Origin of the sequence: Pseudarthrobacter sulfonivorans (genome assembly GCF_014712225.1) — a bacterium.
Taxonomy (GTDB): domain Bacteria; phylum Actinomycetota; class Actinomycetes; order Actinomycetales; family Micrococcaceae; genus Arthrobacter; species Arthrobacter sulfonivorans.
This window is the reverse complement of sequence record NZ_JACXBW010000006.1, coordinates 196,251-220,897: the sequence shown is the minus strand read 5'-3', so window position 1 is coordinate 220,897 and position 24,647 is coordinate 196,251. Positions and strand designations below refer to the sequence as shown.

Annotated in this window: 22 protein-coding genes and 1 pseudogene; 10 read left to right on the top strand and 13 right to left on the bottom strand. The window is 64.9% G+C overall.

Annotated elements, in window-relative coordinates; genetic code table 11:
• The first annotated feature begins 71 nt into the window (after positions 1-71).
• The 4 genes from IAQ70_RS10060 to IAQ70_RS10045 all read left to right on the top strand — a co-directional run bounded on the left by IAQ70_RS10060 (position 72) and on the right by IAQ70_RS10045 (position 4,158).
• Positions 72-677: a DUF1326 domain-containing protein gene (locus IAQ70_RS10060; RefSeq protein WP_190989172.1), complete on the top strand. Its 606-nt coding sequence runs from the start codon at positions 72-74 to the stop codon at positions 675-677.
• Positions 678-1,445 (top strand): DUF2182 domain-containing protein, encoded by a 768-nt coding sequence (locus IAQ70_RS10055; protein ID WP_190989171.1) that lies wholly within the window; start codon positions 678-680, stop codon positions 1,443-1,445. It begins immediately after the preceding gene.
• A 158-nt stretch (positions 1,446-1,603) separates the two neighbouring features.
• The gene (locus IAQ70_RS10050; RefSeq protein WP_223859827.1) at positions 1,604-3,070 is read left to right on the top strand and encodes an MFS transporter; all 1,467 of its coding nucleotides are present in this window, start codon (positions 1,604-1,606) and stop codon (positions 3,068-3,070) included.
• 53 nt (positions 3,071-3,123) lie between these two features.
• Positions 3,124-4,158: an NADPH:quinone reductase gene (locus IAQ70_RS10045; protein ID WP_190989169.1), complete on the top strand. Its 1,035-nt coding sequence runs from the start codon at positions 3,124-3,126 to the stop codon at positions 4,156-4,158.
• A gap of 75 nt (positions 4,159-4,233) precedes the next feature.
• Here IAQ70_RS10045 and IAQ70_RS10040 read toward each other — a convergent pair whose 3' ends face one another.
• On the bottom strand, positions 4,234-4,761 hold the full coding sequence (locus IAQ70_RS10040) for a DUF427 domain-containing protein (protein ID WP_190989168.1): 528 nt from the start codon (positions 4,759-4,761) through the stop codon (positions 4,234-4,236).
• Between the two features lie 164 nt (positions 4,762-4,925).
• On the opposite strand from IAQ70_RS10040, the gene IAQ70_RS10035 reads away from it, so the two are divergent.
• Complete coding sequence (locus IAQ70_RS10035) at positions 4,926-5,468, top strand: PadR family transcriptional regulator (protein WP_190989167.1); 543 nt, start codon at positions 4,926-4,928, stop codon at positions 5,466-5,468.
• A gap of 5 nt (positions 5,469-5,473) precedes the next feature.
• The gene (locus IAQ70_RS10030; protein WP_190989166.1) at positions 5,474-7,186 is read left to right on the top strand and encodes an ABC1 kinase family protein; all 1,713 of its coding nucleotides are present in this window, start codon (positions 5,474-5,476) and stop codon (positions 7,184-7,186) included.
• 119 nt (positions 7,187-7,305) lie between these two features.
• On the opposite strand, the gene IAQ70_RS10025 is transcribed toward IAQ70_RS10030, so the two are convergent.
• The 12 genes from IAQ70_RS10025 to IAQ70_RS09970 all read right to left on the bottom strand — a co-directional run bounded on the left by IAQ70_RS10025 (position 7,306) and on the right by IAQ70_RS09970 (position 20,214).
• Positions 7,306-8,175 (bottom strand): anti-sigma factor, encoded by an 870-nt coding sequence (locus tag IAQ70_RS10025; RefSeq protein WP_190989165.1) that lies wholly within the window; start codon positions 8,173-8,175, stop codon positions 7,306-7,308.
• A complete protein-coding gene (locus IAQ70_RS10020; protein WP_190989164.1) occupies positions 8,162-8,734 on the bottom strand; it encodes an RNA polymerase sigma factor in 573 nt (190 codons plus the stop codon). Before IAQ70_RS10020 ends, IAQ70_RS10025 begins: the two co-directional genes overlap by 14 nt.
• Positions 8,735-8,916: 182 nt before the next feature.
• On the bottom strand, positions 8,917-9,627 hold the full coding sequence (locus IAQ70_RS10015) for a DUF4397 domain-containing protein (RefSeq protein ID WP_190989163.1): 711 nt from the start codon (positions 9,625-9,627) through the stop codon (positions 8,917-8,919).
• Between the two features lie 54 nt (positions 9,628-9,681).
• Positions 9,682-12,459 carry a PEP/pyruvate-binding domain-containing protein gene (locus IAQ70_RS10010; protein WP_190989162.1) on the bottom strand — a complete coding sequence of 926 codons (2,778 nt, stop codon included), beginning with the start codon at positions 12,457-12,459 and terminating at the stop codon, positions 9,682-9,684.
• A gap of 338 nt (positions 12,460-12,797) precedes the next feature.
• Positions 12,798-13,040: a hypothetical protein gene (locus tag IAQ70_RS10005; protein WP_190989161.1), complete on the bottom strand. Its 243-nt coding sequence runs from the start codon at positions 13,038-13,040 to the stop codon at positions 12,798-12,800.
• Between the two features lie 9 nt (positions 13,041-13,049).
• Positions 13,050-14,483, bottom strand: a complete 1,434-nt coding sequence (locus IAQ70_RS10000) for a flotillin family protein (RefSeq protein WP_190989160.1) — start codon at positions 14,481-14,483, stop codon at positions 13,050-13,052.
• A gap of 281 nt (positions 14,484-14,764) precedes the next feature.
• A complete protein-coding gene (locus IAQ70_RS09995; protein WP_190989159.1) occupies positions 14,765-15,328 on the bottom strand; it encodes a hypothetical protein in 564 nt (187 codons plus the stop codon).
• Between the two features lie 324 nt (positions 15,329-15,652).
• Positions 15,653-16,537 carry an oxygenase MpaB family protein gene (locus tag IAQ70_RS09990; RefSeq protein WP_190989158.1) on the bottom strand — a complete coding sequence of 295 codons (885 nt, stop codon included), beginning with the start codon at positions 16,535-16,537 and terminating at the stop codon, positions 15,653-15,655.
• Positions 16,537-16,938: a Rid family hydrolase gene (locus IAQ70_RS09985; RefSeq protein WP_190989228.1), complete on the bottom strand. Its 402-nt coding sequence runs from the start codon at positions 16,936-16,938 to the stop codon at positions 16,537-16,539. Before IAQ70_RS09985 ends, IAQ70_RS09990 begins: the two co-directional genes overlap by 1 nt.
• A 58-nt stretch (positions 16,939-16,996) precedes the next feature.
• Positions 16,997-17,788, bottom strand: a complete 792-nt coding sequence (locus IAQ70_RS09980; RefSeq protein WP_190989157.1) for a PIG-L deacetylase family protein — start codon at positions 17,786-17,788, stop codon at positions 16,997-16,999.
• 30 nt (positions 17,789-17,818) lie between these two features.
• Complete coding sequence (ligD, locus tag IAQ70_RS09975) at positions 17,819-19,081, bottom strand: non-homologous end-joining DNA ligase (RefSeq protein ID WP_190989156.1); 1,263 nt, start codon at positions 19,079-19,081, stop codon at positions 17,819-17,821.
• Positions 19,082-19,182: 101 nt separating this feature from the next.
• Positions 19,183-20,214 carry a LacI family DNA-binding transcriptional regulator gene (locus IAQ70_RS09970; protein ID WP_190989155.1) on the bottom strand — a complete coding sequence of 344 codons (1,032 nt, stop codon included), beginning with the start codon at positions 20,212-20,214 and terminating at the stop codon, positions 19,183-19,185.
• A gap of 109 nt (positions 20,215-20,323) precedes the next feature.
• Between IAQ70_RS09970 and IAQ70_RS09965 the strand changes: the two genes are divergently transcribed.
• The 4 genes and pseudogenes from IAQ70_RS09965 to IAQ70_RS23185 all read left to right on the top strand — a co-directional run.
• Positions 20,324-20,959 carry a dihydrofolate reductase family protein gene (locus tag IAQ70_RS09965; RefSeq protein WP_190989154.1) on the top strand — a complete coding sequence of 212 codons (636 nt, stop codon included), beginning with the start codon at positions 20,324-20,326 and terminating at the stop codon, positions 20,957-20,959.
• A 168-nt stretch (positions 20,960-21,127) separates the two neighbouring features.
• The gene (locus tag IAQ70_RS09960) at positions 21,128-22,558 is read left to right on the top strand and encodes an MFS transporter (protein WP_190989153.1); all 1,431 of its coding nucleotides are present in this window, start codon (positions 21,128-21,130) and stop codon (positions 22,556-22,558) included.
• Between the two features lie 181 nt (positions 22,559-22,739).
• Positions 22,740-23,741, top strand: a complete 1,002-nt coding sequence (locus tag IAQ70_RS09955; RefSeq protein ID WP_190989152.1) for a hypothetical protein — start codon at positions 22,740-22,742, stop codon at positions 23,739-23,741.
• 172 nt (positions 23,742-23,913) lie between these two features.
• A pseudogene (locus IAQ70_RS23185) lies at positions 23,914-24,612 on the top strand (M23 family metallopeptidase); the annotation flags it as partial.
• Positions 24,613-24,647: the final 35 nt, after the last annotated feature.

The following is a 24,647-nucleotide window of genomic DNA, read 5'->3' as shown; positions in this document are numbered from 1 at the left end:
CCTACCGTTGACACTGCTCAGGGCCGCGAGGAGACTTCTTTTTGGGGGTGCCTCTTCGAAAGGAGCCCGAGATGCCGTGGCACGTCGAGGGTACGTATTTTGAGAACTGCAACTGCGACATGGTCTGCCCGTGTACGACTTCAGGGCAGACCGCTCCGGCGGACAACGAGCGCTGCAACGTGGCTTTGGCGTTCCATGTGGAAACCGGCGAAGTAAACGGTGTCGACGTCGGCGGTCTGACTGTCTGTGTCGTCGCCGATACCCCGGCGTTGATGAGTGACGGGGGCTGGAAGGTTGGAGTCCTGATGGATGCCGCAGCCTCGGCTCAACAGGCCGAAGCGCTCGGTGCAGTCTTCGGCGGACAGCTCGGCGGGCCGATGGAGGGCCTCGCTCCCTTGATCGGTGAAATGGCGGGAATGGAGTCCCTGGAGATGGCCTACGCCGACGACGGGCGTACCCACCAGGTCCGCATCGGCAGCGCCGTGGACATGGTGGTCGAGGACTTCGTGTCTCCCTTTGATCCCACAGGACAAGGGGTCAAAGTCAGCGGGGTTGGATTCCCGGCCGACCCTCTGGCAGCGGGCACATCCAGCACCGCGCGTGTGGACGTGTTCGGGATGACCTGGGATAACGCCGGGAAGAACTCGTTCTCGGCCCCCTTCGCCTGGTCCGCGTAAGTGCCGGTCAGGAGCGGCCTGACAGTCAGCCGCCATGCCGCAGAGCTGGCCCTGATCGCGTGCGCCGCGCTGGCGTGGTTTTTCACCTTCTCGGGCTTCGCCGGCATGTCCGCAGCCCCGGGGACCATGGGGCTGGGCCTCTGGGGTTTCCTTGGGGTGTGGGCGCTGATGATGACAGCCATGATGCTGCCGGCGCTGGCACCGCTCACTTCGACGTATCTGAGGTCCATCCGGGCCGTCCGCAGCCGCCGGGTCCGGGCCATCCGGACAACCGGCCTGCTCGGCGGTTACCTGCTGACATGGGTCGGATTCGGAGTCGGTGCCTACGCGGCCGCGTCGCTCACCGGGCTGCTGGCTGAGGACGCGGCGGCTATCGCACCGTGGGTGGGAGCCGGAGTGCTCGTGGCGGCCGGCGCCTACCAGCTGACCCCGCTGAAGGATTTCTGCCTCAGGCACTGCCGGTCGCCCGTAGCATTCCTGTTGCACGTTTCCGGGTACAAGGGCCGCCTGCGGGATGTCCGCGTCGGCATGTACCACGGCGTGTATTGCGTGGGCTGCTGTTGGGGGCTCATGGTGGTGCTGATTGCCGTTGGCGTGATGAACCTGGCATGGATGGCCGTGCTCACGGTAGTCATCTTCCTGGAGAAGACGTGGAAATACGGGCCCGTCCTCAGCCGGATCACCGGCGCCTCGCTGATCGTTTTCGCCCTCTTCGTCCCGGCGCACCCGGAGCTCCTGCCCGGGCTGTACATGACCGCGCCCATGTAAACGAGGCGGACCCCAGTGGGTGCTGCCGCCATCATTACCGTGGAATTGCTCGAGGTGGCCGGGATTATTTCGTTGAATCAAGCAGTTATGCGACTAGCTGGATTAGGTCTGCGCGCAGCGCTCTGTGAGGACGACGGGAACGAGATTACGTGACGACAATGCCTGCAGAGGGGGTCGGCTTCCGCTCGAAGCGCGGTCCCATACTGATTTCCTTGATGCTCTCGACGGGCCTGGTGGCAATAGATTCGACGATCGTCGCGACGGCGGTGCCGTCTATCGTGCACGACGTTGGCGGGTTCGTATCTTTCCCGTGGCTCTTTTCTGCATATCTGTTGGCGCAGGCTGTGTCGGTGCCCGTCTACGCGAAACTCTCCGACGTCGTCGGCCGTAAACCGATCATCCTGATCGGTATCGGGCTATTCCTGCTTGGTTCTATCCTCTGCGGCTTGGCATGGAGCATGCCGGCCCTCATCGCCTTCCGTGTGCTGCAGGGCCTGGGCGCGGGAGCAGTCCAACCGATGGCGATCACGATCGCTGGCGATATCTATACGCTGACTGAGCGGGCGAAAGTGCAAGGCTACCTTGCGAGCGTGTGGGCGGTGTCCTCCGTTGTTGGCCCGACGCTTGGCGGCGTTTTTTCCGCACTGGGCATGTGGCGAGGGATCTTTCTCGTGAACATCCCCCTGTGCCTCCTGGCCGGGTGGATGCTGCTGCGAACGTTCCACGAGAATGTCGAGCGCACCAGGCACCAGGTTGACTATCTGGGGGCAGCCCTGCTGACGGCCTCGCTGACCCTGGTCATTCTGGGGGCCCTCGAAGGCGGCCAGGCGTGGGGGTGGACCTCTGCCATCAGCATTGCGGTGTTCGCCGGCGGAGCACTCTTGTTCGCCGTGTTCATCCTCGTCGAGCGGAGGGCCACGGAGCCGGTACTGCCGACCTGGGTCGTCTCCCGGCGACTGCTGGCGACGACCGCGCTGATCTCCTTTGGCGTTGGAGCGGTCATGCTTGGCCTTACCTCTTACGTTCCGACTTTCCTCGAAGGGGCCCTCTCGACCTCCCCGATTCTGGCTGGGCTCGCACTGGCGGCACTGACGATCGGCTGGCCGATCAGTGCGTCCCAATCGGGCCGGTTCTATCTTCGGTTGGGTTTCCGAAAGACCGCGATGATCGGCATCACCATCACGGTCCTGGGTACAGCGGTACTTGCCCTCACCGCTTCCACACCCAACGTTCTCCTGGCGGCGGCGAGCTGCTTCATCGTAGGGCTAGGGCTGGGGCTGGTGGCCACCCCGAGCCTCATCGCAGCCCAGTCCAGCGTCGACTGGAACGAGCGCGGAGTTGTCACCGGCACCAACCTTTTCGCGCGGTCGATCGGTAGTTCCATCGGTGTCGCGGTTTTCGGGGCGGTTGCCAATGCGATCTATGCGGGCACTCCGGGCGGCAATACCGATCCGACCGCAGTCGTCGCCGCTTCGGGGGCTGTTTTCCTGGCGGTACTGGCCGCCGCAGTACTCACGGTCGTGGCTGTTGTGGCGATGCCCGTCACAGACAGCAAGGCCGCCGCCTGCCCGACCGTAGACCCTGCGGCGCAGGCTGAGCACAGTACGGCACCTGCACAGGATTAGGACAACCCGGTACCGGCGGGAATTTTCGGTCCGCGCCCGCGTTGGCTTTGGGTATGAAAGCAATTGTTTACCGCACAAGCGGCGACCCGTCTGTCCTTGAGCTCGTTGACCGCGACATCCGCGACCCTGGGCGCGGGGAGGTACGTGTGCGGATCATGGTCTCCGGGGTGAACCCCACGGACTGGAAGTCGCGCCGCGGCGCCAAAGCGGGCGAGCCGCTGCCGTTTGCGGAAGTCGTGCCCAATCAAGACGGCGCCGGTGTTGTGGACGCCGTCGGCCCCGGCGTCGAGCACCTCCACGTCGGTGACAGGGTCTGGTTGGCCCTGGCCGCCTACCAGCGCGCCGACGGCGGGACAGCCCAGGAGTTCGCCGTCCTGCCGGCCGAACGGGTCTTTGCGCTGCCGGAGCACGCCGGGTTCGACGTCGGCGCAAGCCTGGGCGTCCCCGCGATCACCGCGCACCGGGCCCTAACGATCGCCGAAGACGGACCACGGCGGCTGCACCCGGGAGCCATGAACGGGAAAGTGGTTCTCGTCGCGGGAGGTGCCGGAGCCGTGGGCCATGCGGCGATCCAGCTCGCCAAGTGGGCTGGCGCCGTTGTGATCACGACCGTGAGCGGGCCGGCGAAGGCGGCGCTGGTCACGGCCGCCGGTGCCGATTACGTTATCAACTACCGCGACACCGACGCGGCCGCGGAAATCCGCCGGGTCGCTCCCAACGGTGTCGATCAGATCGTGGAGGTGGCGCCGGCGCAGAACGCCGAACTCGACCTGGCAGTGATCCGGAACCGCGGCTCCGTCGCGGTCTACGCCAACAACGGCGGCGACCACCTGAGCCTGGACGTGCGCAGGCACTTCAGCCTCAACATCCGCTACCAGTTCGTGCTGCTCTACACCGTTGGTATGCAGGCGGTCCACGCCGCCGCTGAGGACATCAATGCGGCTGTCGCCGACGGCGCCCTTCCGGTAGGAGAGGCCGCAGGCCTGCCGCTGCACCGCTTTAACCTCGCTGCCACGGCAGCGGCACACACGGCGGTTGAAGAGAGCATCGTCGGCAAGGTGCTGATCGACGTGGCAGCGGGCAGCTAGCCGCCTGACTCGCCGCCCAGCGACTGAGCCGGCATGCCGGGAGGCGCCGGGCTGCAGTCATTGAGGACCGAGTACTCACCACCCTGCCGTGCCCGGGCCACCCTTGAACGGACCAACGATCTGTCTGGTGATCCAGCCGCCGTAGAAGTCACCTTCCTGGAACGTCACCTGCTCACCGCTGACCTCGCAGGAGTCCATGTGTTCCGGGTAGAGGGCCACTCGGGTACTGAGCGCTTCGAAACCCGGCGTGGGTTCCGGGTATGTCCACCCGGCACGGGGAACGGCGACTCCGCCGGCAACAACGTCGAAGTAGTGCGCTTCTCCCTTGAACTCGCACAAACTGGTCCCCGCGACCGGGACGAGTACGCCGGCCGGGAACGAATCCAGCGGTAAGTAGTAGACAGGCGGATGACTGGTCTCAAGGACGCGGAGGGCATCGGTGGTGTCGGCGATCACCTGCCCGCCAAGCCGCACGATGATCCGTTCGGATCGCGGCTCGACTCGTGGCGGCCGCGGGTAGTCCCACACCGACTCTTGACCGGCCTTGGGTTTGATGGGCTGTGGACGCCGGAAGCGGCTGGAAAAACCGTGAGCAGGGGTCATGTCTCCATGGTGCCATCTCCTGTTTGGAGGCCCCTGTCTGAGCGGGGGAGCCGCGACCCTACAACCTCGTGCCTGGCCTCTGGCCCGATCGTCTTTCGCCTATCGGTCGCGGGAATACCGGATGTATCGTTGACTATCGTTCGCGACTCGCAGAGGAGAGCATGATGCGTAATTCGTACCCAGCGGGCGGATTTGGCGGCCCCAACATTGACAGCATGTGGCAGGCCGTTGAGGAGTTGCGTTCACGGTTTGAGAAGCGCTCGGGTACCCGCGCGGGTCGAGGCGAAGTGCGGTCGGCGATACTGGCCCTGCTCGCGGAGCGGCCGATGCACGGCTACCAGATCATCGGTGAAATCGAGGAGCGCAGCCGTGGCAGCTGGAAGCCGAGCGCCGGCTCGGTCTACCCAACGCTGCAGCTGCTGGCCGATGAAGGGTTCATCAGTGCCGAGGAATCCAACGGCCGCAAGATTTACTCGCTGACCGAAGCAGGCCGGGAGGAGGTAGCGGGTGCCGATGCGTCAGCTCTGTGGGAGTCAACCGGCTCGGCGTCAGGCGCAGGGTTCGCGGCGCTGCCCAAGGCCGGCATCGAGCTCGCACAGGCTGCAGCCCAGGTGGGCCGCACCGGCTCGCCGAAGCAGGTGCAGGAGGCCGTCAGGGTGCTCGACGAGGCACGTCGTCGGCTGTACTCGATCCTCGCCCAGGACTGAAGAGGGTGCCGTCGGTTCGCCGGGATCGGCCAGATCCGGTACCCGGCGCCGCGGACCACCGCGCCCGTTACCGTCGCATCCTGCGCTTCGCCGCATGGCATCTCGCGGTGACCTGGTGGTTTGAGTTGCTGCTCCCTCGCATCGGGCTGGTGCGGATTGCAGAACGCACAAGGACTACCAGGATGCGGCGCTTCGCACAGCGCTTCCATGCGCTCGCGGTGGACCTTGGCGGCCTAATGATCAAGGTTGGTCAATTCCTGTCCTCCAGGCTCGACGTGCTTCCGCCCGAGATCACACGGGAGCTTGAAGGACTGCAGGACGAGGTGCCACCCGTCCCGTTCGCCGCAATCCGGGCCCTTGCCGAGGCGGAGCTGGGGGCGCCGCTGAGCCAGGTCTTCGCTTCGGTCGAGGAAAGGCCAATCGCCGCCGCCTCCCTCGGGCAGGCGCACCGTGCACAACTCCTGCCCGCCAACGCCGCCGACGCCGGGCTTCACAGCGTGGTGCTGAAGGTGCAGCGCCCGGGCATCGACGCGATTGTCGACGTCGACCTGGCGGCACTTCGCAAAGTGGGCGGCTGGCTCAGCCATGTGCGTCTGGTGTCCGATCGTGCTGACATGCCCGCCCTGGTCGAGGAGTTTGCGCAAACCAGCCTTGAGGAGATCGACTACCTGCACGAGGCAGTTAATGCAGAGCGCTTCGCGGCTGATTTCTCCCATGACGACAGGGTGACTGTGCCTGACGTCGTCTGGGAGCGGACCACCCGCCGCGTGCTCACCCTCGAAGATGTCACGGCGATTAAGATCACGGACTTGACGGCGCTCCTAGCGGCGGGAATCGATCCAGCGGAGGTCGCGCCGGTTTTCGCATCTGTCATGTTTGACCAGATGTTCACGGAGGGCTTTTTCCATGCCGATCCTCACCCCGGCAACATTTTTGTCACTCCGAACATCGGCTTAGCCGCCGAGCGCCCATGGAAGCTGACGTTCATCGACTTCGGCATGATGGGCGAGGTTCCGCCAAGTACTCGGAGGGGCCTGCGAAGGCTGCTCATAGCGGCAGCCTCCCGTGACGGAAAAGGATTGGTGGCCGCGATTAGCGATGTGGGTGTGCTTGTGCCCTCGGCGGATACGGCCGAGCTTGAGCGGGCCATGACGCAACTTTTCGCCAGGTTCGGCGGGATGGGCTTTGCAGAGCTTCGCGAGGTGGACCCGAGGGAGTTCCTTGATTTTGCGGCGGAGTTCGGCGACCTTGTCCGCTCGTTGCCGTTCCAGTTCCCGGAGAACTTCTTACTCATCATCCGCGCGATGTCACTGACTTCGGGTGTGTGCAGCTCGTTGGACGCGCGATTCAATCTATGGGACTCGGTCGAACCCTACGCAGCACAGCTGCTGCGCGACGAGCGCGGCAACATCGTGCAGGATATGACACAGCAAGTCTTCGACGCCATCGGCGCCGCCCTGCGGCTGCCGAAACGATTGGACGAGCTTGTCACCCGAATCGAGAACGGGTCAGTATCGTTGGCCAAGCCGCGCCTCGAACGGCAGGTGGCACGGCTTAACCGCACGGCGCAGCGATCGGCATCGGCACTGGTTTTCGGCGGCCTGCTCATCGCAGGGTCCGTAGTTCGGGCGGACGATACGATGTTCGGCAACGTTCTGATGATTGCGTCGGTGGTTCCGCTGCTACACGGGCTGTGGGTAGGGCGCCGCGGGCTCTAAAGGAGTTGGTGCCGTAGTCCGGCTGTAAGCTCTGGCCGCCAACCGGATCCTTGTCGTCCTGCGCGAGTTTTGCCGATTATCAAGCGATGGGGTTTTAGGTCGGGGGATGGCCAATCCGGTCATTTTTCCGGGTTCAGTGTTCCCCGGGCGATGCTGTCGTCGGAGTGAGCAGGATCCCCGTTGTAGGGCTGGTCGGAGATGTCGACGACGGGGTATTGGGCCAGGTCGATGCCGTCGGGAAGGGCGAAGACGCCGGATTCATTGTCGAGGACGCCCAGGCTGACCATTCTGGTGAGGTCGGTGGAGCCGACCCAAACTCCCCTGAATCCATCGACGTGGTCATTGGCGAGCCGGATCATCAGTTGGCGGGTTCCATCGGGGAGTTGTTTGACCTGTGCTTCTCCGCTGCCGGTGTGCGTGGACAGCGCAGTCAGGGACGTTTGGGCGAGGACGACGTCTGAGGAAGCCGTTTGGGTGGATGAGGGGGCGGGAGCGCCGGTGGGTGCGAGTACTCCGGCGGCGGTCCATCCGGCAGCGGAACCGAGAACCATACCGGCCGCAGCGACGGCAATCCAAGTCCAGGGACGGGCCCGCCGGGTGCCGGGGCCGGCCTCTTCCGGCGTCTTTGCGGCCGCTGTTTGGTTGCCGTTTTTCAGGGGTGCTTCATCCCCGTCTGGCCTGATGTGGGGCGTCACCAGCGGGGTGGCGGGATGGTCGGTGCGCAGGCTGAGCGGGCCTGACGCGAGGGGATCAGCCGCCAGCGCCGATGGGAGCCCGAGGGCGTCATGGATGGCGGTCCAGTTCTGGCTTCCGGGTTCTTCAAGTTCGATGCCTGAGAGGTCGAGGGTGGCTATGCGCACGGCGTGTTGAAAGCCTCGGAGGGTTTCGCTGCATGTCACGCAGCCGGCGACGTGGCCTGCTTCAGTTGCTGTACCCACCGGCTCTCCGAGTGCCATCAGGCTGAGAAGATCGGGATCAACATGTTCCACGTTCCACCTCCAGGCGGTTGCGCAACCGCGTGAGGCTGCGCCGGATGTGGCTTTTAACGGTGCCCAGCGGGAGGTTCAGACGGGATGAAATCTGGTCGTGTGTCAGGTCCTCATAGAACGCCAGCCGCATTATTTCCTGTTGTGGATCCCCTAAATGCTGCAATTCCTCGTCCAGGGTTAGGCGCTCCGCTACCTCATCGACGAGCCCTGTATCCCGTCCGCCGGTGGGGTCGGTGACCAGGTGAATGGCCGCTTGCTCGAGATGGCGCTGGCGGGAGCGTGCGGACAACGCGTCGGAAATCGCGTTGCGCGTGATCCCAATCAGCCAAGCTGGCACCCGTGCCGCCTCGGGACGATAAGTGGTCCGTGACTTCCAAGCCCGAATGAACACCTCCTGTGTAACGTCGTCGGCTGCGGTACGCTCGCCCAAGGATCTCAGCGCCAGCGTGTAAATCAATGGGCTCAACCGCCGGTACGCTTCCGCGAGGACGCGCTCATCGCCGCCGGCAAACGCGTGATCGAGGACGGGGTCCCAATCATTCGTGGTGCCAGCTTCCATAGGGTGCTCCTTTGGGCGGCAGCGGCCGCTGATGAACCACATTATGCCGCTGCCTGGCGTACTCCGCCATGGTCCGGCGGCGCCCGCTCTCCGATTGCACCTGCGCATGCCGGTGGGGCCGCGGTCGACACGGCCCCACCGGGTGATGGAATGGAATGGGATGGCTGCAGAGCTGGGGAGGGCTAGTCCTCCTGGCCGCACGATGATGAATCCACGACCTGGACGGCTACACCAAGATTATTCTTGGCGAGGCTGCCCCAGGCGTAGACGATGGTGTTCTTGCCTTCGGTGATCCTGACGTCCGCAGGGCCGACAACCGGGACAGTGGTACCCGCGGCTGCGACCGAAGCTGAAACAGTTCCGGCCTTAAGGATGAGGGTCTCCTGATCCGGGTTAGTGAGTCCCTCGATGACGGCGGTCCCGCCAGCCAGCACATCAACGGCGGGAGCCGCAGCGACGTGCCGGACGGTCAGCTTGCCCTTCCCCTCCGGGCTGGGCGCGGTGTCATTGGTGAAGAGAGTGGCAGTGGGGGTGTCGTCAGCGGCCAGGTGCGCAACCGCTGTGTAGTCCTGGCCTTCTTCCAAGTTTACGGTGACGGGGCCGATCACCGCATGGTCGGCGCTCGTGGCGTCGGCTCCGGTGATGGCGACCTGGTGGTCCCCATCGGGGACATTCAACGGCCCCGCTAAACTACCCGGCTTGAAGTCGTCCAAGGTGAGCTTGCCGTCGACCCAGACATCCACAGTCAGTCCAGGCACGCCGTGGAGGACGGACAGTTTGGCTGTGCCCTCGTCGTCTCGGTTATGCCCATTGCCGGCCTGGGCCGGGGCGGCGAGGGCGAGCGCTGCCAGCAGCGTCATTGCTCCGGCGGTGGCAAAGATTTTCTTGCGCATTTCCAACTCCTCTGAGGGGCCCACTGTGGGGCGGTGGTTGTGCTTACACCCTTACTACCGACCCGAGGCTGTACTTGGATGCACCCCTGGTGAAGATTCTGGAAGACACCAACCGAATGGACGCACGAGCTTCCTCACCATGTAACAGTTCCCGCGGCCCCCGTCCACCGTGATGCTCTGGCCATCGCGCAGCCGCGTGGTGGCATCTGCAACCCCCACCACCGCCGGGATGCCGTACTCGCGGGCCACCACGGCCCCGTGCGAGATGACGCCGCCCATTTCCATGACCAAGGCACCCGCTGTCATGAAGAGAGGCGTCCAGCCGGGATCAGTGGAGGGGGCCACCAGAATTTCCCCCGGATCCAGGCGGGCGCCCACCGGATCCATAATCACCCGGGCCTTCCCGGTGGCGGTGCCCGCGGAGGCCGGCGTCCCCGTCAGGTGGTCGCCCGGAGTCGCGTGGGGCATAGCGGCGGCCTCGACGTCGGTGCCGTCCGAGAGCAGAAGGCGCGGAACGTGCCGCCGCCGGAGTTCGAAGTCGTACAGCCGACGGCGCCGGGAGACGATGCCCTTCAGGTCCCCGCCGCGGAGGCCCACGCGCAATTCGTCGAAGTCCAGGAAGAACACGTCACCGGCCTCGTCGATGGTTCCATTCCCGACCAGTTCGGCGCCGACCTCCCCGAGCTGCCGGTGCATCTCCGCGAGCACCATTACAATACAGAACTTGGGGAACTCCCGCAGGCCGGCAATCTGCCGTGTCCGGCGCAAACACAACGACACCAGGCGCCCCCGCCACCGGCTCTTTGTCCCGGCACGCTCCACCAACTGCTTGATCCGTGCTTCCGCGTGGTCAGCGGCCCTGGCGAATTGACGGTCAGGCGCCTGCTCGGGATTTTCTACGCGGAGATAGTTCGAGATCATTCCGAGGATATGGTCCGGTTCGTCGAACCACCGCGGCATCCCCAGGTCGATCTCCGCCACGCCCCGGTGGCCGTACTTTGACAGGAACTGCTGCACCCCGGACTGGGCAGCGGCTGGCAGCACGCCCGTCCTGTAGCGGGAAGCGAGGTCTTCCGGCGTCAGTTCCGTGAACGCGCGGCGGGACTCCGGATCCTTGCCCAAGGGCACGGTCAGGTGCCACAGCTCCAGGTCCATAATGGTGGTCACGTTGTGGGGAAGCCCACGGAGGGCGGCCTCAAGTTCACGCGGCTCGGCGATTCCGCGCAGCAACCTGCGGGCTGCGGCCAGCATCAGGTACCCCACGGACGGCGCAGGCAGTGTCGCCTGGATCAACCCGTCGATCGAGGTGGCCAGGATGCCCTCACTGTGCTGGAGCCGCCTGGCCGCAGTGGCGGGCAAGGGGAGGACCAGCGTGGCTGCGAGGCGGTCCTGGTACCGCCGCGCGCTCCGCAGTTCCCGGTCCGGCCACAGCAGGGCGCGCGCCATGGCGGGAATGAGCCCGACGAACTGGCCCAGGCCCTGCGTGAATGCAGCGCCCTTGGAGTGCGTCCGGTCAGGGGCGGAGTGACCCTTGCGGTCGGATGCTTTCCGGGGAGGCCGGACAATGCTGAACCGCGGATCTTCCAGGAGGGCAGGAAAGACGGCGGCTGACCTGCCGTCTGCGAGCGGCAGCATCCTGGCCAGTGCCTTCCGGCCGGATTTGTTGCGGATGAGCGGCGTCAGCTCGACGTACATCCGCAATCCCGGGTTCACATAGTTCCAGGGTCCTTTGTTGCCCCTCATGAGGCCCAGCACGCAGAGTCCCATCGGCGTAATGGGGCGCGTGAGGCCCTGGAGGAGCGTGCCGCACAGGTAAACGCGTGTATCCGCGCCGGAGGCCGCGTCAGCCGTGCCGTCAGAACCGGTCTGCCCGTCAAGCGGATCGTCATCGGGCAGCGGGTAAAGCGTGGTGATGGGCCGCGACTGGGTCAGCCAGGCCTTGCCGTCACCGTCGATCACCCATTCCACGTCCTGGGGCGCGCCCAAAAGCCGTTGGGCAGCGTTACCGAGGGATGTCAGTTCGCGAACCTGCGACCCGGTCAGGCTGGGCGACCGGCCCTGTGCCTGCGTCTGGTGCAGGATCCGGCCCGATGCCGTCTCCACCTCGAAATGGTCCGGGTTTACGGCGCCGGAAACCACCGCCTGTCCCGGCCCGGGACTGGCATCAATGACTGTCTCGGTCCGGGTGCCGGTCACCGGATTGGCGGTGAACAGCACGCCCGCCGCACCAGCGTAGACCATCTGTTGGACGACGACGGCGAGGCTCACCTCCCGGTGCCCGATCCCGTTCGTTGTGCGGTAGGCCACCGCCCGGTCCGTCCAGAGGGAGGCCCAGCAGCGCCGGACGGACTCAACGACGGCGTCGGCTCCGACCACGTCCATGAAGGAGTCCTGCTGGCCTGCGAAGCTGGCAAAAGGCAGGTCTTCGGCGGTGGCGGACGAACGCACCGCCACCGGGCCGCCGCCGAGCGCAGCGTAGGCATCCCGGATAGCGGACTCGACCTCGGGCGGTACCGGCGCTGCTGCCATCGTCCCGCGGCCACGCCCCGCGAGCCGGTTCGGGTCCAAATCCTGCAGTCCGCTTACGCCGTCCAGGTTTTCGGCCCCGTCCAGCCGGGCGGCGATGACGTCCATTTCCGCGGGTGCGGCCTTCCGGTAGCCGGCCGTGGTCAGGCAGAAACCCGGCGGAACCGGAAAGTCCGCGGCGGCGAGGCGGCCGAGGTTGAGGGCCTTGCCGCCCACTGTGGCCAGCGATGCGGAAGCCAACTGGTTGAGATCAACAACGAGACCCGTGGCGTCGCCCCGCTCCGGAACAGGACCCAAAGAATTCATGTCCTGCTCCTAGCCGTTAGACCTTGCTCACGGAAAGATCCGGAGTGCAGTGTCCCAATTAATGTGTTGATGCTCAGGGCTGACCTGCAGACCCATGACAACCAGCATGATGGCTTTAAGTTCGCCCGCCCCCCGGAGCGGGCCGACGTCGATAGGCCTGAGCCCGCCGGGTCCGAGGCTTTCCACCATCGCACGGGTCATGTGTCCGTGCCGAGGATGCTGATGCCGGTCATGTTCATCCCGTGCCGAGAATGCCGTGGTCGTTGTGTCCATCCAGTAGACCTGCACGGACCGTTGCTGCAACAGGGACGAAAGCCCCGGATCCCGGTGGCAGTGCCTTATTCCCAGTGCCGCAACACGTCCGGAAGTTCGTCCACGTACACCGTTTGCGGCGGCTCGAAGTAGATCACCAGCACCTCATCACCCACTGCGAAGCCGCTCGTCTTGTCGAACGGGTGAGCATGGAAGGCCATGGTGCCCCCGAGGTAAGGCAGCATAACTTCGCCGATGGTGCCCGGCCCGATGCGTCCCGTCACCCGACCGATCTTGCCTGTCAGGCTCCGGTCAACCTCCCTGTGCATGCGGTATCCCTACGCGCCGGGAGCCTCGGGCGGTCGCTTGGCTTCTGGGCCTTTCTTGAGCGCCGACGCCAGGGCAGGAAGGTAGTCGCCCACCTGGGCGAGGATTCCGCCAAGCATCTTGTTGACGCCTTCGCCGCCGTTCAGGACGGTCATCTGGCCTACGTGCGAGAACGGTTCGGCCGCAGCGGCGATGATGGCGGGCATGTTCTCGGCGAGCTGCTGTGAAATCACCGCGTCCTGGTTGGTCCCCAACGCTTCGGCCCGCGCTTTGATGCCGTCAGCCTCTGCCAGCGCCTTGGCTTTGATGGCGGAGGCCGCAGCATCACCCTTGGCCTTGGTGGCCGCGGCTTCGGCCTCGCCGGTGACCTTGGTGGCTCCGGCAGCGGCAGCCGCGGCGGTGGCGTTCGCCTGTGCCTGCAGTTCCGTCCGGCGGGCGTTGGCCTGGGCCTCAAGTTCGGTGCGCCGTGCCAGTGCCTCGGCGGCGCTGATGTCCGCCGCTTTCTGGCCTTCCGCGTCGGTTCGTTTGGCGTAGGCTTTCGCGTCTGCTGGCTTCCGGACAGTGGTCTGGAGCTTCTGCTCTTCCCGGTCCGCCTCGAGCTTGGCGACTTCGGTTTCCTGGACCACCACCTGCTGCCGCGCGGTGGCGTCGGCCAGCGGGCCGGCCTGGGCAGCGTTGGCCTTGGCCCGCTCGGCGTTGGCCTGCGCCACCGACTGCCTGATGGCCGAAACGCTCTGCGCGTCTGCGATCAGCGCCGCCGCCTCCGCTTCCTTCTCGGCCGCCTCACGGTTGCGGGTGGCCTCGGCGATGCGGGCCTCCATCTTCACCTGCGCAATGTGCGGCTTTGCGATGTTCTGGATGTACCCCGTGGGGTCCTGCAGGTCCTTGATCTGCAGCGAGTCCACCACGAGCCCCAGTTTTTCCATCTCCACGCCGCTGGCGCTGCGGACCTGCGACCCGAGCTTGTCCCGCTCGCGGATGATTTCCTCCATGGTCATGCTGCCGATGATGGAGCGCAGGTGGCCCTCAAAAACGTTGTACACCTGGCTTTCCATCTTGGGCTGCTGCCCCAGGAAGCGCCGCGCCGCGTTGGCAATAAAGGGCGGGGCGTCCCCGATCTTGTAAATGACCACACCCTCTACGACTACTTGGATGCCCTGGGAGGTGACACAGGACACTTTGAGCTCAGTTTCGTTCAGGGTGAGCGACAGCGTCCGCACCGTTTGCAGGCCGGGAAGGACCAGTGCACCCTTGCCCGTGACGATTTTGAAATCCATCCCGGCCCGGGTTTCAAGGGTGCCACGCGTTAATCCGGAGATGATGAGGGCTTCATTGGGTTCAGCAACCTTCCACATCAGTTTTGTTGCCACCCAGACAAAACCGACGGCAAACAGCACCCCCAAGATGATGGAAATAAGCGGGAAGAATGCTGAGAAGTCCGGCATGACCAGGTCCTTTCAAGGGTGTGGAACAGGCATCGCGGTAAAGCCCCAAGACTGCAGCTGTCGGTTCCCGACCGGTCAAAATGCGGGTGGTTCCTCCCTGCCGGGCCAGCTGTTGTAGCCAGTCTGATTGGGCGCCGCCCAAAGGTCCAGAGGCGGGCGGATATTTGCCTGCGGCAACGGAACTGGCGCCCGACGGCGGCACTTGGCTGCCGCCGTCGGGCGCGGGTGATCCCACGCGGCGGCTGCCGCGCATCTTTACGTGGGCTGGCTGGGCTCCGGGGCTAGGACGTGGGTTCCGCCGGCGATGGTTGCTCCTCTTCGGCCCAGGCAGTGTCATCCAGCGAGAGCGTTTTCCAACCCACATACGATAGTGCCGCGGCATAGGGCAGTGCGCCGAGGATGCTGGATGCCAGTGTGGGCGGCAGGATTACCGACGCGATGATGAATGCCACTACGGCCACTGCTGGCCACCACGGAATGAAGCCGTTGCGCCAGAGCGCCAGGAGGAACAAGGGAAGTCCGAGGTAAACACCGATGAGCCCCGGAATCTGCCAGGCGACCATGTTGATCGGTGTTGCCGACCTCTCCAAGATCCCGACTGCGTCTTCAATGGGCAGCCCGGATTGGCCAAGTGCGATGGCGAACCAGTCAACAAGAAGCATGCCGCTGAGGTTGGCGAGGCCAACAAATGCCAGCAGTCCGGCCGAACGGCCCCAGACGACCGCCCGGTGGCGAACCATTGTCAGCAGTCCCAGCACTGAGATTGACAGGCAGACCAAACCGTAATGAAGGAAGAGTGGGGCAACCTCGCCTTGGACCGGATGGGCGCTGATGGTCTGAATCATACTTGCAGCGCTGTCTTCGGGCTCCCACGGCGTGAGAGCCATTCCGGTGAGCATGCCGACTGCACCGGCGACGAGTCCTGCTGACGTTGTAATACGGCTGAATCGTGCTGTTTGAAGAAGCATTTTGACCACTCGCTCAAAGGACTTTTCTTTAGCACCAGGCTGACAAATCCGACGGCGTAGCCTTACACGAGTCCGAGCACGGCGCCGATGACTGAAACCTAACGCCTGGGCGTTACTGGCCCGTTACGGGCGTAAGGCCATTTGTGCCGGCCGCTGTCGCTGCGCGGCATGACGAAGTTCGGCGTCGACTCCTGTCGGCACTCAAACCCCTCTGCGGCCCCGGGGTCCCATCACGTTAATCGGACCAACATCGGCCAAGCTGTAGCCCTCGGCGTAGACCGGCGGGGCGGCCTGTCCGGGGATGAAGCTGGGAACCGCACTCAGGGGAGTGCGGCGCCGGATGGCGTTGCGCACGCCCAGGCCGGCATTGAGGCCGAGGCGTGACCACCAGGTGCTTCGGGGGAGTCCCAGCGCCGCGGCAAGGTGTGCGTCATCGAGCATTGTCGCGATCATGCGTTCCGTGACCGGATGGAGGAGCTTTGGCTGCATGCTTTGAAATACCTGTACGGTGGCGCCCATCAGCGTCTTGCCAGCACTGCTTGGCGCCACCCTGCGGCGTTCGTAGTCGTCGAAAAACTTCTCGGCCGCCTCGAACGTGACGGGAATGTCCGCGATATGGATTCTCTCACCCAGTTCGCGGAAGAAGCGTGTTGCGGCGTCTCTTTCGGTCGGCGTCGGTTTGCGCCAGCCGTAACGGCCGGTCCACCGGATCGGAACTACCAAGAGGGTCATGAGCACGTAAAGGAAATCCTCCTGGCTGCCTGGAACGTGCCGGTGCACGCGGTTGAGCAGCGCCGTCATTTGCCTGCCGCGTTCCGAGTCCAGGCCGCAGGCGATGAGTTCGTAGATAACAAGGCCGGTGTCGATGGACCGCTTCATAGGCCGGGCGGGTATTTCCCCGTTCCTCACGAGCGTCGCTGAACCGGACGGGATGGCGAAGTTCCGGTAGTAGGCAAGAAAGAAGCCGAACTTGATGTCCTCTGCGAGGTCAAACAGGGCCATCTGACGGAACGTCTGCTCCCAGTCTTCCGGGCCCTGGGCCAGCTGCCTGTCCAGGCTGTGCGCCAGCGATGAATGGAGTCGCATCACCGCACCACCGCAGCCACGGCACTGATCTCGACCAGCGCGCCGGGCACCCCCTGCCCGGCAACCCGCGCCGCGGTCACCAGGGCAGGCTCTTCGGACGCAAGCTCCGAGGCGATCGCCCCGTACCCTGCCGCGAGGTCGGCGCCGTCGACAAAGAGGACAGTCCACTGCACGACGTCGCCGAGGGTCGCGCCAGCCGCTGCGAGCGCGGTCTTGGCGTTCGCGAGGGCGCGGGCTGACTGCACGGCGGCGTCGCCCGCTCCGACGAGCGAGCCGTCGGTATCAACGGCGTTCTGGCCGCCGACGTAGATGGTGGTCGCGCCCGGCGGCACGATGGCGACGTGGCTGAAGGCCGGGCTGGAGACGAGCCCCTGGGGGCGGATGCGCTGTATGGGTGCCATCCCTGTATGGTCCCACTCCTGGCCCATCAGGGGGAGGGGCATTCGTCCGATGATGGGTTCAAAGCCCTTCAAAGAGGTCCGTCAGCACCGGACTGCCCGGAGGCCGGCCGGGCCACGCCATGACCGTTGATTCCCGGGACGCCATCCTGGCCCAGCGGCGCTCATCCATGCCAGGGTCCACCAGGACGTCCCGCTGGGATTTGTGCTCCAACAGGCCCGCAACAACCCGGTGCGCGACCTGGCGGGTGTCCACCTCGATGTCTATCCACTCATCAGGCACCGGCCGCAGGTGGTATTCAACGGTTGGATCCCACGGCGCCAGCCCCTGCCGTTGCCGCCTGAGGTTCCACCGTTCAAACGTGGAGGCGCGCATGGCACCGTGCACCAGGCGGCGCAAGCCCGGGCCCGGCGTCTGCCGTGCCCGGTGGAACGCTTCATCGGTGGCCTTGCCGACGGCGATATGGTCACGGTGCCCGGTGATTCCGTCAGGCCCGAACGTCGCCACTACCTGGGGCCGTTCCTCAAGCAGGACCGCCAGGATCCTGCCGACCAGTTCCTCGAAATCCACCTCCGCCACCTGCCCGTCGGCGTAGTCCAGCCATTCGTGCCGGTCGGGGATTCTGCCGTGGGCCCGCCACGCGTTGGCGCTCTCACGGCGACGCCAGGCACCCAACTCATGGGACGTCGTCGGGATCCCCGCCGCGATCTGCCCGGCTCCGCCGTCGGTGGCGAGCACCAGGCAGAACCTGAACCCCGGGTCATTCTCGTGCAGGGCAATCGAGCCCGCGCAGCCGTATGCATCGTCATCGGGATGGGCAACCACCACCGCCAGGGAGTGCGGCTCATTCATGGAGAAACGCTAAACCATACAGCGGGAGAATCACAGCGGCGCGGATCCGTCGGGACCCGGCCGCCCCGGCCATTCCTTCCCGGCCCAGGGATCGTAGTCGGCAATGAGCTCCTCCTGCGGCGGACGCTCCGTCTCGGGGATGTGCTGGAGGTTCACCCGCACCCGGTACCAGAGCGAACTCGATCCGCGCATCCCGTCCACGAGCACATCGGCGGGATGCAGGGCCGGAACGACATCAGCATGCCGAATCTTCCACTGGTCGAGCGCCGCGAGAGCTTCGGGCTTGGTCTTCGTGCGGGCCACCTCGACGAGCGGCATCACCGACTGCCGGCGACCGGAACCGTCGCCGGCGCGCGGCGCTTTCTCGGCGGGGCCGAGTTCCTTGGCCAGGGCGAGGAGCCCGTCGAGGGTGCCGGCGGCGTCGTCGATTCCGTTGTGTGGATCGCCCAGATCGGCGAAGCGCCCCGGCACTGTTCGCACGGTGAACTGTTCCGGGCGGGCGGAACGGACCTCGTCCCAGGTGAGCGGCGTGGAGACCCGGGCATCGGGCAGCGGCCGCACCGAGTAGGCGGACGCCACGGTGCGGTCCTTTGCGTTCTGGTTGAAGTCGACAAACACACTCTCGCCACGCTCCTCCTTCCACCACCGGGCGGTGGCGAGGCCGGGGGCCCGGTTCTCGACCTCGCGGGCGAGGGTCTCGGCGGCCAGACGCACGTCGCGGTACGACCACTGCGGCGCGATCCGCACCAGGACGTGGAGCCCCCGCGACCCGCTCGTCTTGGGCCACCCAACGAGTCCGACGTCGTCGAGCACTTCCTGTGCGACGTACGCGACGTCCACGATCTGGCTCCAGTCGACTCCCGGCATCGGGTCGAGGTCGACCCGGAGCTCGTCGGGGCGCTCCAGGTCCTCGGCGCGTACCGGGTGCGGGTTCAGGTCCAAACAGCCAAGATTCACCACCCATGCGAGCCCGGCGGTGTCCCGGATAACGGCTTCCTCAGCTGACGTGCCGGACGCGTAGTGCAGGGTCGCCGTATCGATAAAGTCAGGGCGGTTTTCGGGCACCCGCTTTTGGAAGAACGGCTCGCCGTCGATGCCCTTGGGAAAGCGTTTAAGTACCATGGGGCGGCCGCCGGCGCCGCGCAGCGCACCGTCCGCGACGGCGAGATAATAGCGAACCAGGTCAAGTTTCGTGAGCCCCGGCTCGGGGAACACCACCTTGTCCGGACTCGAGATGCGAACCTCGGAACCGGCGATGGTGAGGATCTCGGCCGGGGTCTTTGAGGGGTTCATGACGCCACGCTAGCAACGATCGGAGGTCCCAGCCAGACCGGTAAAAGCTATCTGGAAGCCGCCCCGGGGAGGGCATGAGCCGCTGGGCCGTTCGGGCGCGGTCACGTGGCAAGGAGCCGGCCGCTGGAACCGCGCACGATCAGGCTGGTCGGCAGGGCCGCACGTCCCGGCGGCTCCGCCGGCAGCAAGCCCGTCTCGGCACTTGGAAGGGCCGCCAGAATCAAGGACAGTGCCGCGGTGCCGGCTTCGCTGAAGGGCGAGGCAATAGTTGTCAGCGCCGGGGTCGTGAAGTCTGACCCAAAAATGTTGTCGAAGCCGATCACGCTGAATTCGTCCGGTATCTTCACTTTCGCTGCCTGCAGTTCCCTCATCAGCCCGATGGCCAGGACATCGTTGTAGCACAGCGCGGCGGTGGCACCCGAGGCGATCACATTCCTCGCCGCACGCCGGCCACCCTCGGTGGTGGGTTCCGTCGTGGGAATGAGCAGAGCCTCGCGCCCTGTCCATTCACAGGCTGACCGCAGGCTTTCCCAACGGCGGTCCGAAACCCAGGAGGTGTCAGGTCCGCTCAGGAAAGCGATCCTCTGGTGGCCGCCGGAGGCAAGGTGCCGAACCGCTTCGGAGATGCCGGGTTCGACGTCCGGGACCACGGAATCGACACCTTCAACGCTGCGGTTGATGACAGCGACGGGCTTCGTGGTGTTGAGTGCCCGGATCTCCGGATCGGACATGCGGGGGCTGGCCAGAATGATGCCGTCGGTGGAGGGCTGGATCCGCTGGGCAACCAGCAATTCCGTTGACGCCGACTCGGCCGACTCCGCCAGCACCAGGGTCATGCCATTCGCGGCAGCGGCGGACTGGGCGCCGCGGATCATGTCGAAATAGCTGGGGTTGGTGATGTCCGCGACGATGAGTCCGACGGTGCCCGTGCGGCCCGTCAGCAGCGCACGGGCGAGTGGATTGGCCCTGAAGTTGAGCTCCGCGGCCGCCTCCTCCACGAGTTTCCTCGTTTTGGCGCTGACCCGCTCCGGTTTTCCCAGTGCCCGGGACACGGTGGAGGGGTTGACGCCGGCAATTTCTGCGATGTCGTAGATCGTGACCTTGGTGCCGGTCGTGCTTGAGCTCTTCGCCATGGCATCATTCTCCCAAACTCGAACCCTTGAACGTCCGAATGCTCCGGGGTTAGCATGTCCGGCACGCGGCCCAGCGGAAACTGACGTTGATCAGATCGGGGAGACAGCCATGAGCGAGACAACTGCGGAGGCGTCATCGGCACAGCTGATGGTGGACCTGATCATCTCCCTGGACGGCTATGCCTCCGCCGAAGGATGGCCCGGCTGGTGGGGCCTGGAAGGGCCGGAGTACCTGGCGTGGCTCGAAGAGGAAGGGGAGAAAGGTTATACCTTCCTTCTGGGGGCGAACACTTACCGGTTGATGTCCGGCATGTCGGGGGAAGCCGCGGCGGAGGGGTCCGGCTACTCCGAGAATGAGGGGGCCAGCCTGACCGGCCTCACCGCAGTGCCCAAGATTGTCTTCTCCTCCACACTGCAAGCGCCCTTGACATGGCCGAATTCCGAACTGGTCACCCGCAACGCGGTGGAGGCCGTGACGGAAATGAAACGGACCGGCACCGGCCCGCTGAGCACCCTTGGCAGCCTTAGCCTGGCCCGATCGTTGCTGACGGCCGGCCTGGTGGACAGGTTCCGGTTGGTCGTTTTCCCCGTGATCACCGGCCGCACCGGACGTGAGCGTATCTACGACGGCTATCCGGACGTCGCGCTCGAGATGGTGGACAGCAGGACCTTCGACGGCCGGATCCAGCTGCTTGAGTACGTCCCCACCGTCCTCAGCGGTCCGCCGGGCACCTTGGCGGATTGATTCAGAGCAGCAGGAACACGCCGACTGCCACCAGCCAAAGTGACCACACAATGTACGTCACCGGCCACGCCGGCGAGCTACGGCCTGGTGCCGGGCCAGTTGCTCGCCGGGATTTTCCTCGCAGCCGGACCGTGCCCACGCGAGCCAGTAGTCAGTAGACTGGGTCGCATGACCGAGCAGGAACCGGCCTTTCCCGGGGCCGCTGCCGTTCCCGACGCCGTCGACACGTCCTTGCGCAGTGCGGCACAGCGGTCCCGCACGTTCGCCGGGATCCTGCTGAACACTGCCCTGGCCAACATCACCACCAGCTACCTGTGGTTTGCCCTGACGTTCTGGGTCTACCTGGGGACGCGCAACGTGATCGCCACCGGTGTGGTGGGTGGCGTTTACATGCTGTTGATCGCCCTCTCCAGCATCAGCTTCGGCACCTTCGTTGACCGCTACCGCAAGCTGGCGGTGATGCGCTTCGCCGCGGGTTTCACCCTGGTGATGTTCGTGCTGTCCGGGGTGATGTTCCTGCTGACACCGGCGGACTCGCTGTTGGACCTGACCCGGCCGTGGTTCTGGATCTTCACCCTGATCATCCTGGTCGGTGCCGTGGTGGAAAACATGCGAAACATCGCCCTCTCCACAACCGTCACCATTCTCATCGAGCCGGACCGGCGGGCCAACGCCAACGGGCTGGTGGGCATGGTGCAGGGACTGATGTTCATCGTCACTTCGGTGCTCTCCGGGTTGTCGGTGGGGCTGCTGGGAATGGGCTGGACGATCGTTGTCGCCCTTGTCCTGACGGCGCTGGCCTTCGCGCACCTTCTCACGCTCCGCATGCCCGAGGAAGTGCGCGCGGCGGCCACGGACGCGCACGGCAGCTTCGACCTGCGCGGCTCCCTCGCGGCCGTGCTCGCCATCGCCGGACTGTTCGCCCTGATCCTGTTCTCCACCTTCAACAACTTCATCGGCGGCGTCTACATGGCGCTGATGGACCCCTACGGTCTGGAGATGTTCCCGGTGGAGCTGTGGGGGACCTACTTCGCGCTTGCCGCCACCGGATTCATCGTGGGCGGTGCGCTGATCGGCAAGTTCGGGCTCGGGTCCAACCCGTTGCGCAGCATGCTCCTCGCGGTGATCCTGATGGGGGTCCTCGGCGCGGTGTTCACATTGCGGGAATGGGGATGGCTGTATATCGCGGGCATCTGGCTTTACCTGGTCCTGGTTCCTTTCGTGGAGGCCGCGGAGCAGACGGTCATCCAGCGGGTGGTGCCCCTGCCGCGGCAGGGCCGGGTGTTCGGGTTCGCGATGGCTTTCGAGTCCGCGGCAGCGCCGATCACCGCGTTCGTCATCGCGCCGCTCGCCCAGTTCTGGATCATTCCGTATGCCCGGTCACCGGAGGGCGGGGCCCAGCTGTCCCCGCTGCTGGGCGAGGGCACCTCCCGGGGCATCGCGCTGGTGTTCCTGGTGGCCGGACTCATCATGGTCGCGGCCGCCCTGCTGGCCTTTCTGACCCCGGTCTACCGCAGGGTCTCGGTGTCCTATGCGCTGGCCGCTGCAGAAGCAGAGGAGACGGCGGACACTGTCTCCTCGAGCGCTCTGGACGATTAGGGGCCTGACGCCTGCACTTCCCGTCGGGCGCCCGTGCCGACATGTGGCATTCAGCTAGTGACCCCTTGTTTCGGCCATCTTGCAGTGCCAAAATACGCAGACTATGCGGGATTCGACCGTTGTACGTTGATGAGCCGGTCCGGCGGTACTTCGGGTATTGGCGCTCCAGGAGGGAGTCACGGTGAGATCCATCGTTGCGGCTGCCGGAACGGCGCTAATTTTATTGCTGACTGCCTGCGGGAACACCCCAATCAGCGGCCCGGCTTCATTGGAAACGGCAGCCGAAAACTCGCCTTCTGCGTCGATTAGCAGTAGCCCCGAGCCCTCGGGATCGAGCCCTCCAGCCACCCCTACAACTCCCGCGCCGACCGCGACGTCCACGTCCACCGTGACACCAGCGCCGGTAGATCTGGTCTATGCCACACCTGACGGATCGCTCAGCTTCAGTTATCCGCCGAATTGGCGCGTCACAACGAAATCGTCGGGCGATGGCGACGATTACGTGATCCAGGACGAGTCGGGGGCGACACGTGCCACGCTGAAAGATAAAGTGCCTGGCGTGGCGGATCGGACCGTGTCCGGGGGAATCGACACGGGGTTCCGGGCTTCTGTTCCAGGTGTAAAAGGACCTGACGGGGAGAACGTCGAACTGGTGGTGCAGGGCTCATCCGGGCAGGAATCTGGAGCACAAACGGCGCTTTATGCCATCACGACGCCAAGTAGCAGCCAACCCCTTGGCAACGCATCCGTCGAGGTCAGGCATGGCGGATATTATCTCCAGTTTGGCGGCAGCGTACCGCTGAAACAGCTAAGACCAGGGGATCAACAGGGGCTCCTCAAGGCAGCGAAAGAGTTCTCAGCATCCCCCGAATTCCAGCAAACGGCTAAAGTCATCACGTCTCTTAAACTGACCGCTGACAAGGTAGTGCAGGTAGGTTGTTTCGGCTTCAGGTATCGCTACGAGAAGATCTCAGGGCTAAGTTGCAGTGAAGCGATATTAATCCTTGACCGCGTAGAGAAGACTGGCACCGCGAACGGCGCCGGAAATCGCGAGACACTCGACTACCTGTGCTCCTATGCTGCAGCCACTGCTGCAGCCACGGCGAAACAGGACGGGCCCCCGGACGTCTCGTGCCATAAGAAGTCTAATAAAACTGTCGGGTTCGACGCTCGGAAGAAATAGCCGCCCTTCAACGGTGTGTCGCCGCGCAAGCCGACGGACATCAAGCCCCACTACCTAACTGACTGGCCCTACCGCTAGCACGGTTGGCCGCAAAATGCCCTCTTGGCTGCCCTTTTGGGCACCCTTTTTCAGCTCAGCGCTTCCAAAATAAAGCCTAAAAGGGTTCATAGGCATGGGACGAGAAACTGTGACCAACAGCCAACAAGACTTTGGGTCCGGCCGAGAGACGGCGCGGACCTTGCCACGGCGGCCGCACAGGACGTTCATTGGCTCAATAATGCTCACGGTGCTCGGCTCCTGCGCGTTGGTTATTCCCCTTTTTGTCATGGACTCGGCAGGTGCGACGAACCAAACGCAGTCCCTACGGACGGCGCCGACGTCGTCCAAAGCGGCTGGCGGAATCGAGGTGACTCCGCCCCCGACACAAGAGGGAACTCCTGTGGTCGCTGATCCTGCCGGGTTCCTTTATTTCGATCGCGTGGACGTGGAAAGCATCGGGGCGGACGGGACACGCCGGACGACGGTTGCCTCCCATGGCCTTGCACGTCCTCACGAAGGAGAGCTGCTCGCTCCCTTGGAAGTTCTCAGCCCGTCTTCCCCGTTCGGATTTCGAATCAATCCACTCACTGGCGCTCCGGGGGAGTTTCATTGGGGCCAGGATTTCGGGGCAGCATGCGGGACCCGTGTCTATTCAGCCGACAGGGGCGTGGCCCGGGCCGTCGGGTGGCATGCTTGGGGCGGCGGCAATCGCGTGGAAATCGACCATGGTAACGGGATCATTACAACGTACAACCATCTGGAGTCCACCGCAGTTAAACAGGGTGAGTCCGTAAAGGTGGGCGAGGTCATTGCGCACGTCGGTACCACAGGATCGTCCACAGGATGCCATCTCCATTTCGAGACCCT

Coding starts and splice junctions, on each gene's coding strand:
- IAQ70_RS09965 (WP_190989154.1), top strand. CDS start 20,324: ATGAGCGAGACAACTGCGGAGGCGTCATCGGCACAGCTGATGGTGGAC.
- IAQ70_RS10015 (WP_190989163.1), bottom strand. CDS start 9,627: ATGCGCAAGAAAATCTTTGCCACCGCCGGAGCAATGACGCTGCTGGCA.
- IAQ70_RS09995 (WP_190989159.1), bottom strand. CDS start 15,328: ATGATTCAGACCATCAGCGCCCATCCGGTCCAAGGCGAGGTTGCCCCA.
- IAQ70_RS10050 (WP_223859827.1), top strand. CDS start 1,604: ATGCCTGCAGAGGGGGTCGGCTTCCGCTCGAAGCGCGGTCCCATACTG.
- IAQ70_RS10000 (WP_190989160.1), bottom strand. CDS start 14,483: ATGCCGGACTTCTCAGCATTCTTCCCGCTTATTTCCATCATCTTGGGG.
- IAQ70_RS09990 (WP_190989158.1), bottom strand. CDS start 16,537: ATGCGACTCCATTCATCGCTGGCGCACAGCCTGGACAGGCAGCTGGCC.
- IAQ70_RS10020 (WP_190989164.1), bottom strand. CDS start 8,734: ATGGAAGCTGGCACCACGAATGATTGGGACCCCGTCCTCGATCACGCG.
- IAQ70_RS09960 (WP_190989153.1), top strand. CDS start 21,128: ATGACCGAGCAGGAACCGGCCTTTCCCGGGGCCGCTGCCGTTCCCGAC.
- IAQ70_RS10045 (WP_190989169.1), top strand. CDS start 3,124: ATGAAAGCAATTGTTTACCGCACAAGCGGCGACCCGTCTGTCCTTGAG.
- IAQ70_RS10010 (WP_190989162.1), bottom strand. CDS start 12,459: ATGAATTCTTTGGGTCCTGTTCCGGAGCGGGGCGACGCCACGGGTCTC.
- IAQ70_RS09985 (WP_190989228.1), bottom strand. CDS start 16,938: ATGGCACCCATACAGCGCATCCGCCCCCAGGGGCTCGTCTCCAGCCCG.
- ligD (WP_190989156.1), bottom strand. CDS start 19,081: ATGAACCCCTCAAAGACCCCGGCCGAGATCCTCACCATCGCCGGTTCC.
- IAQ70_RS09970 (WP_190989155.1), bottom strand. CDS start 20,214: ATGGCGAAGAGCTCAAGCACGACCGGCACCAAGGTCACGATCTACGAC.
- IAQ70_RS09980 (WP_190989157.1), bottom strand. CDS start 17,788: ATGAATGAGCCGCACTCCCTGGCGGTGGTGGTTGCCCATCCCGATGAC.
- IAQ70_RS10035 (WP_190989167.1), top strand. CDS start 4,926: ATGCGTAATTCGTACCCAGCGGGCGGATTTGGCGGCCCCAACATTGAC.
- IAQ70_RS10060 (WP_190989172.1), top strand. CDS start 72: ATGCCGTGGCACGTCGAGGGTACGTATTTTGAGAACTGCAACTGCGAC.
- IAQ70_RS10040 (WP_190989168.1), bottom strand. CDS start 4,761: ATGACCCCTGCTCACGGTTTTTCCAGCCGCTTCCGGCGTCCACAGCCC.
- IAQ70_RS10005 (WP_190989161.1), bottom strand. CDS start 13,040: ATGCACAGGGAGGTTGACCGGAGCCTGACAGGCAAGATCGGTCGGGTG.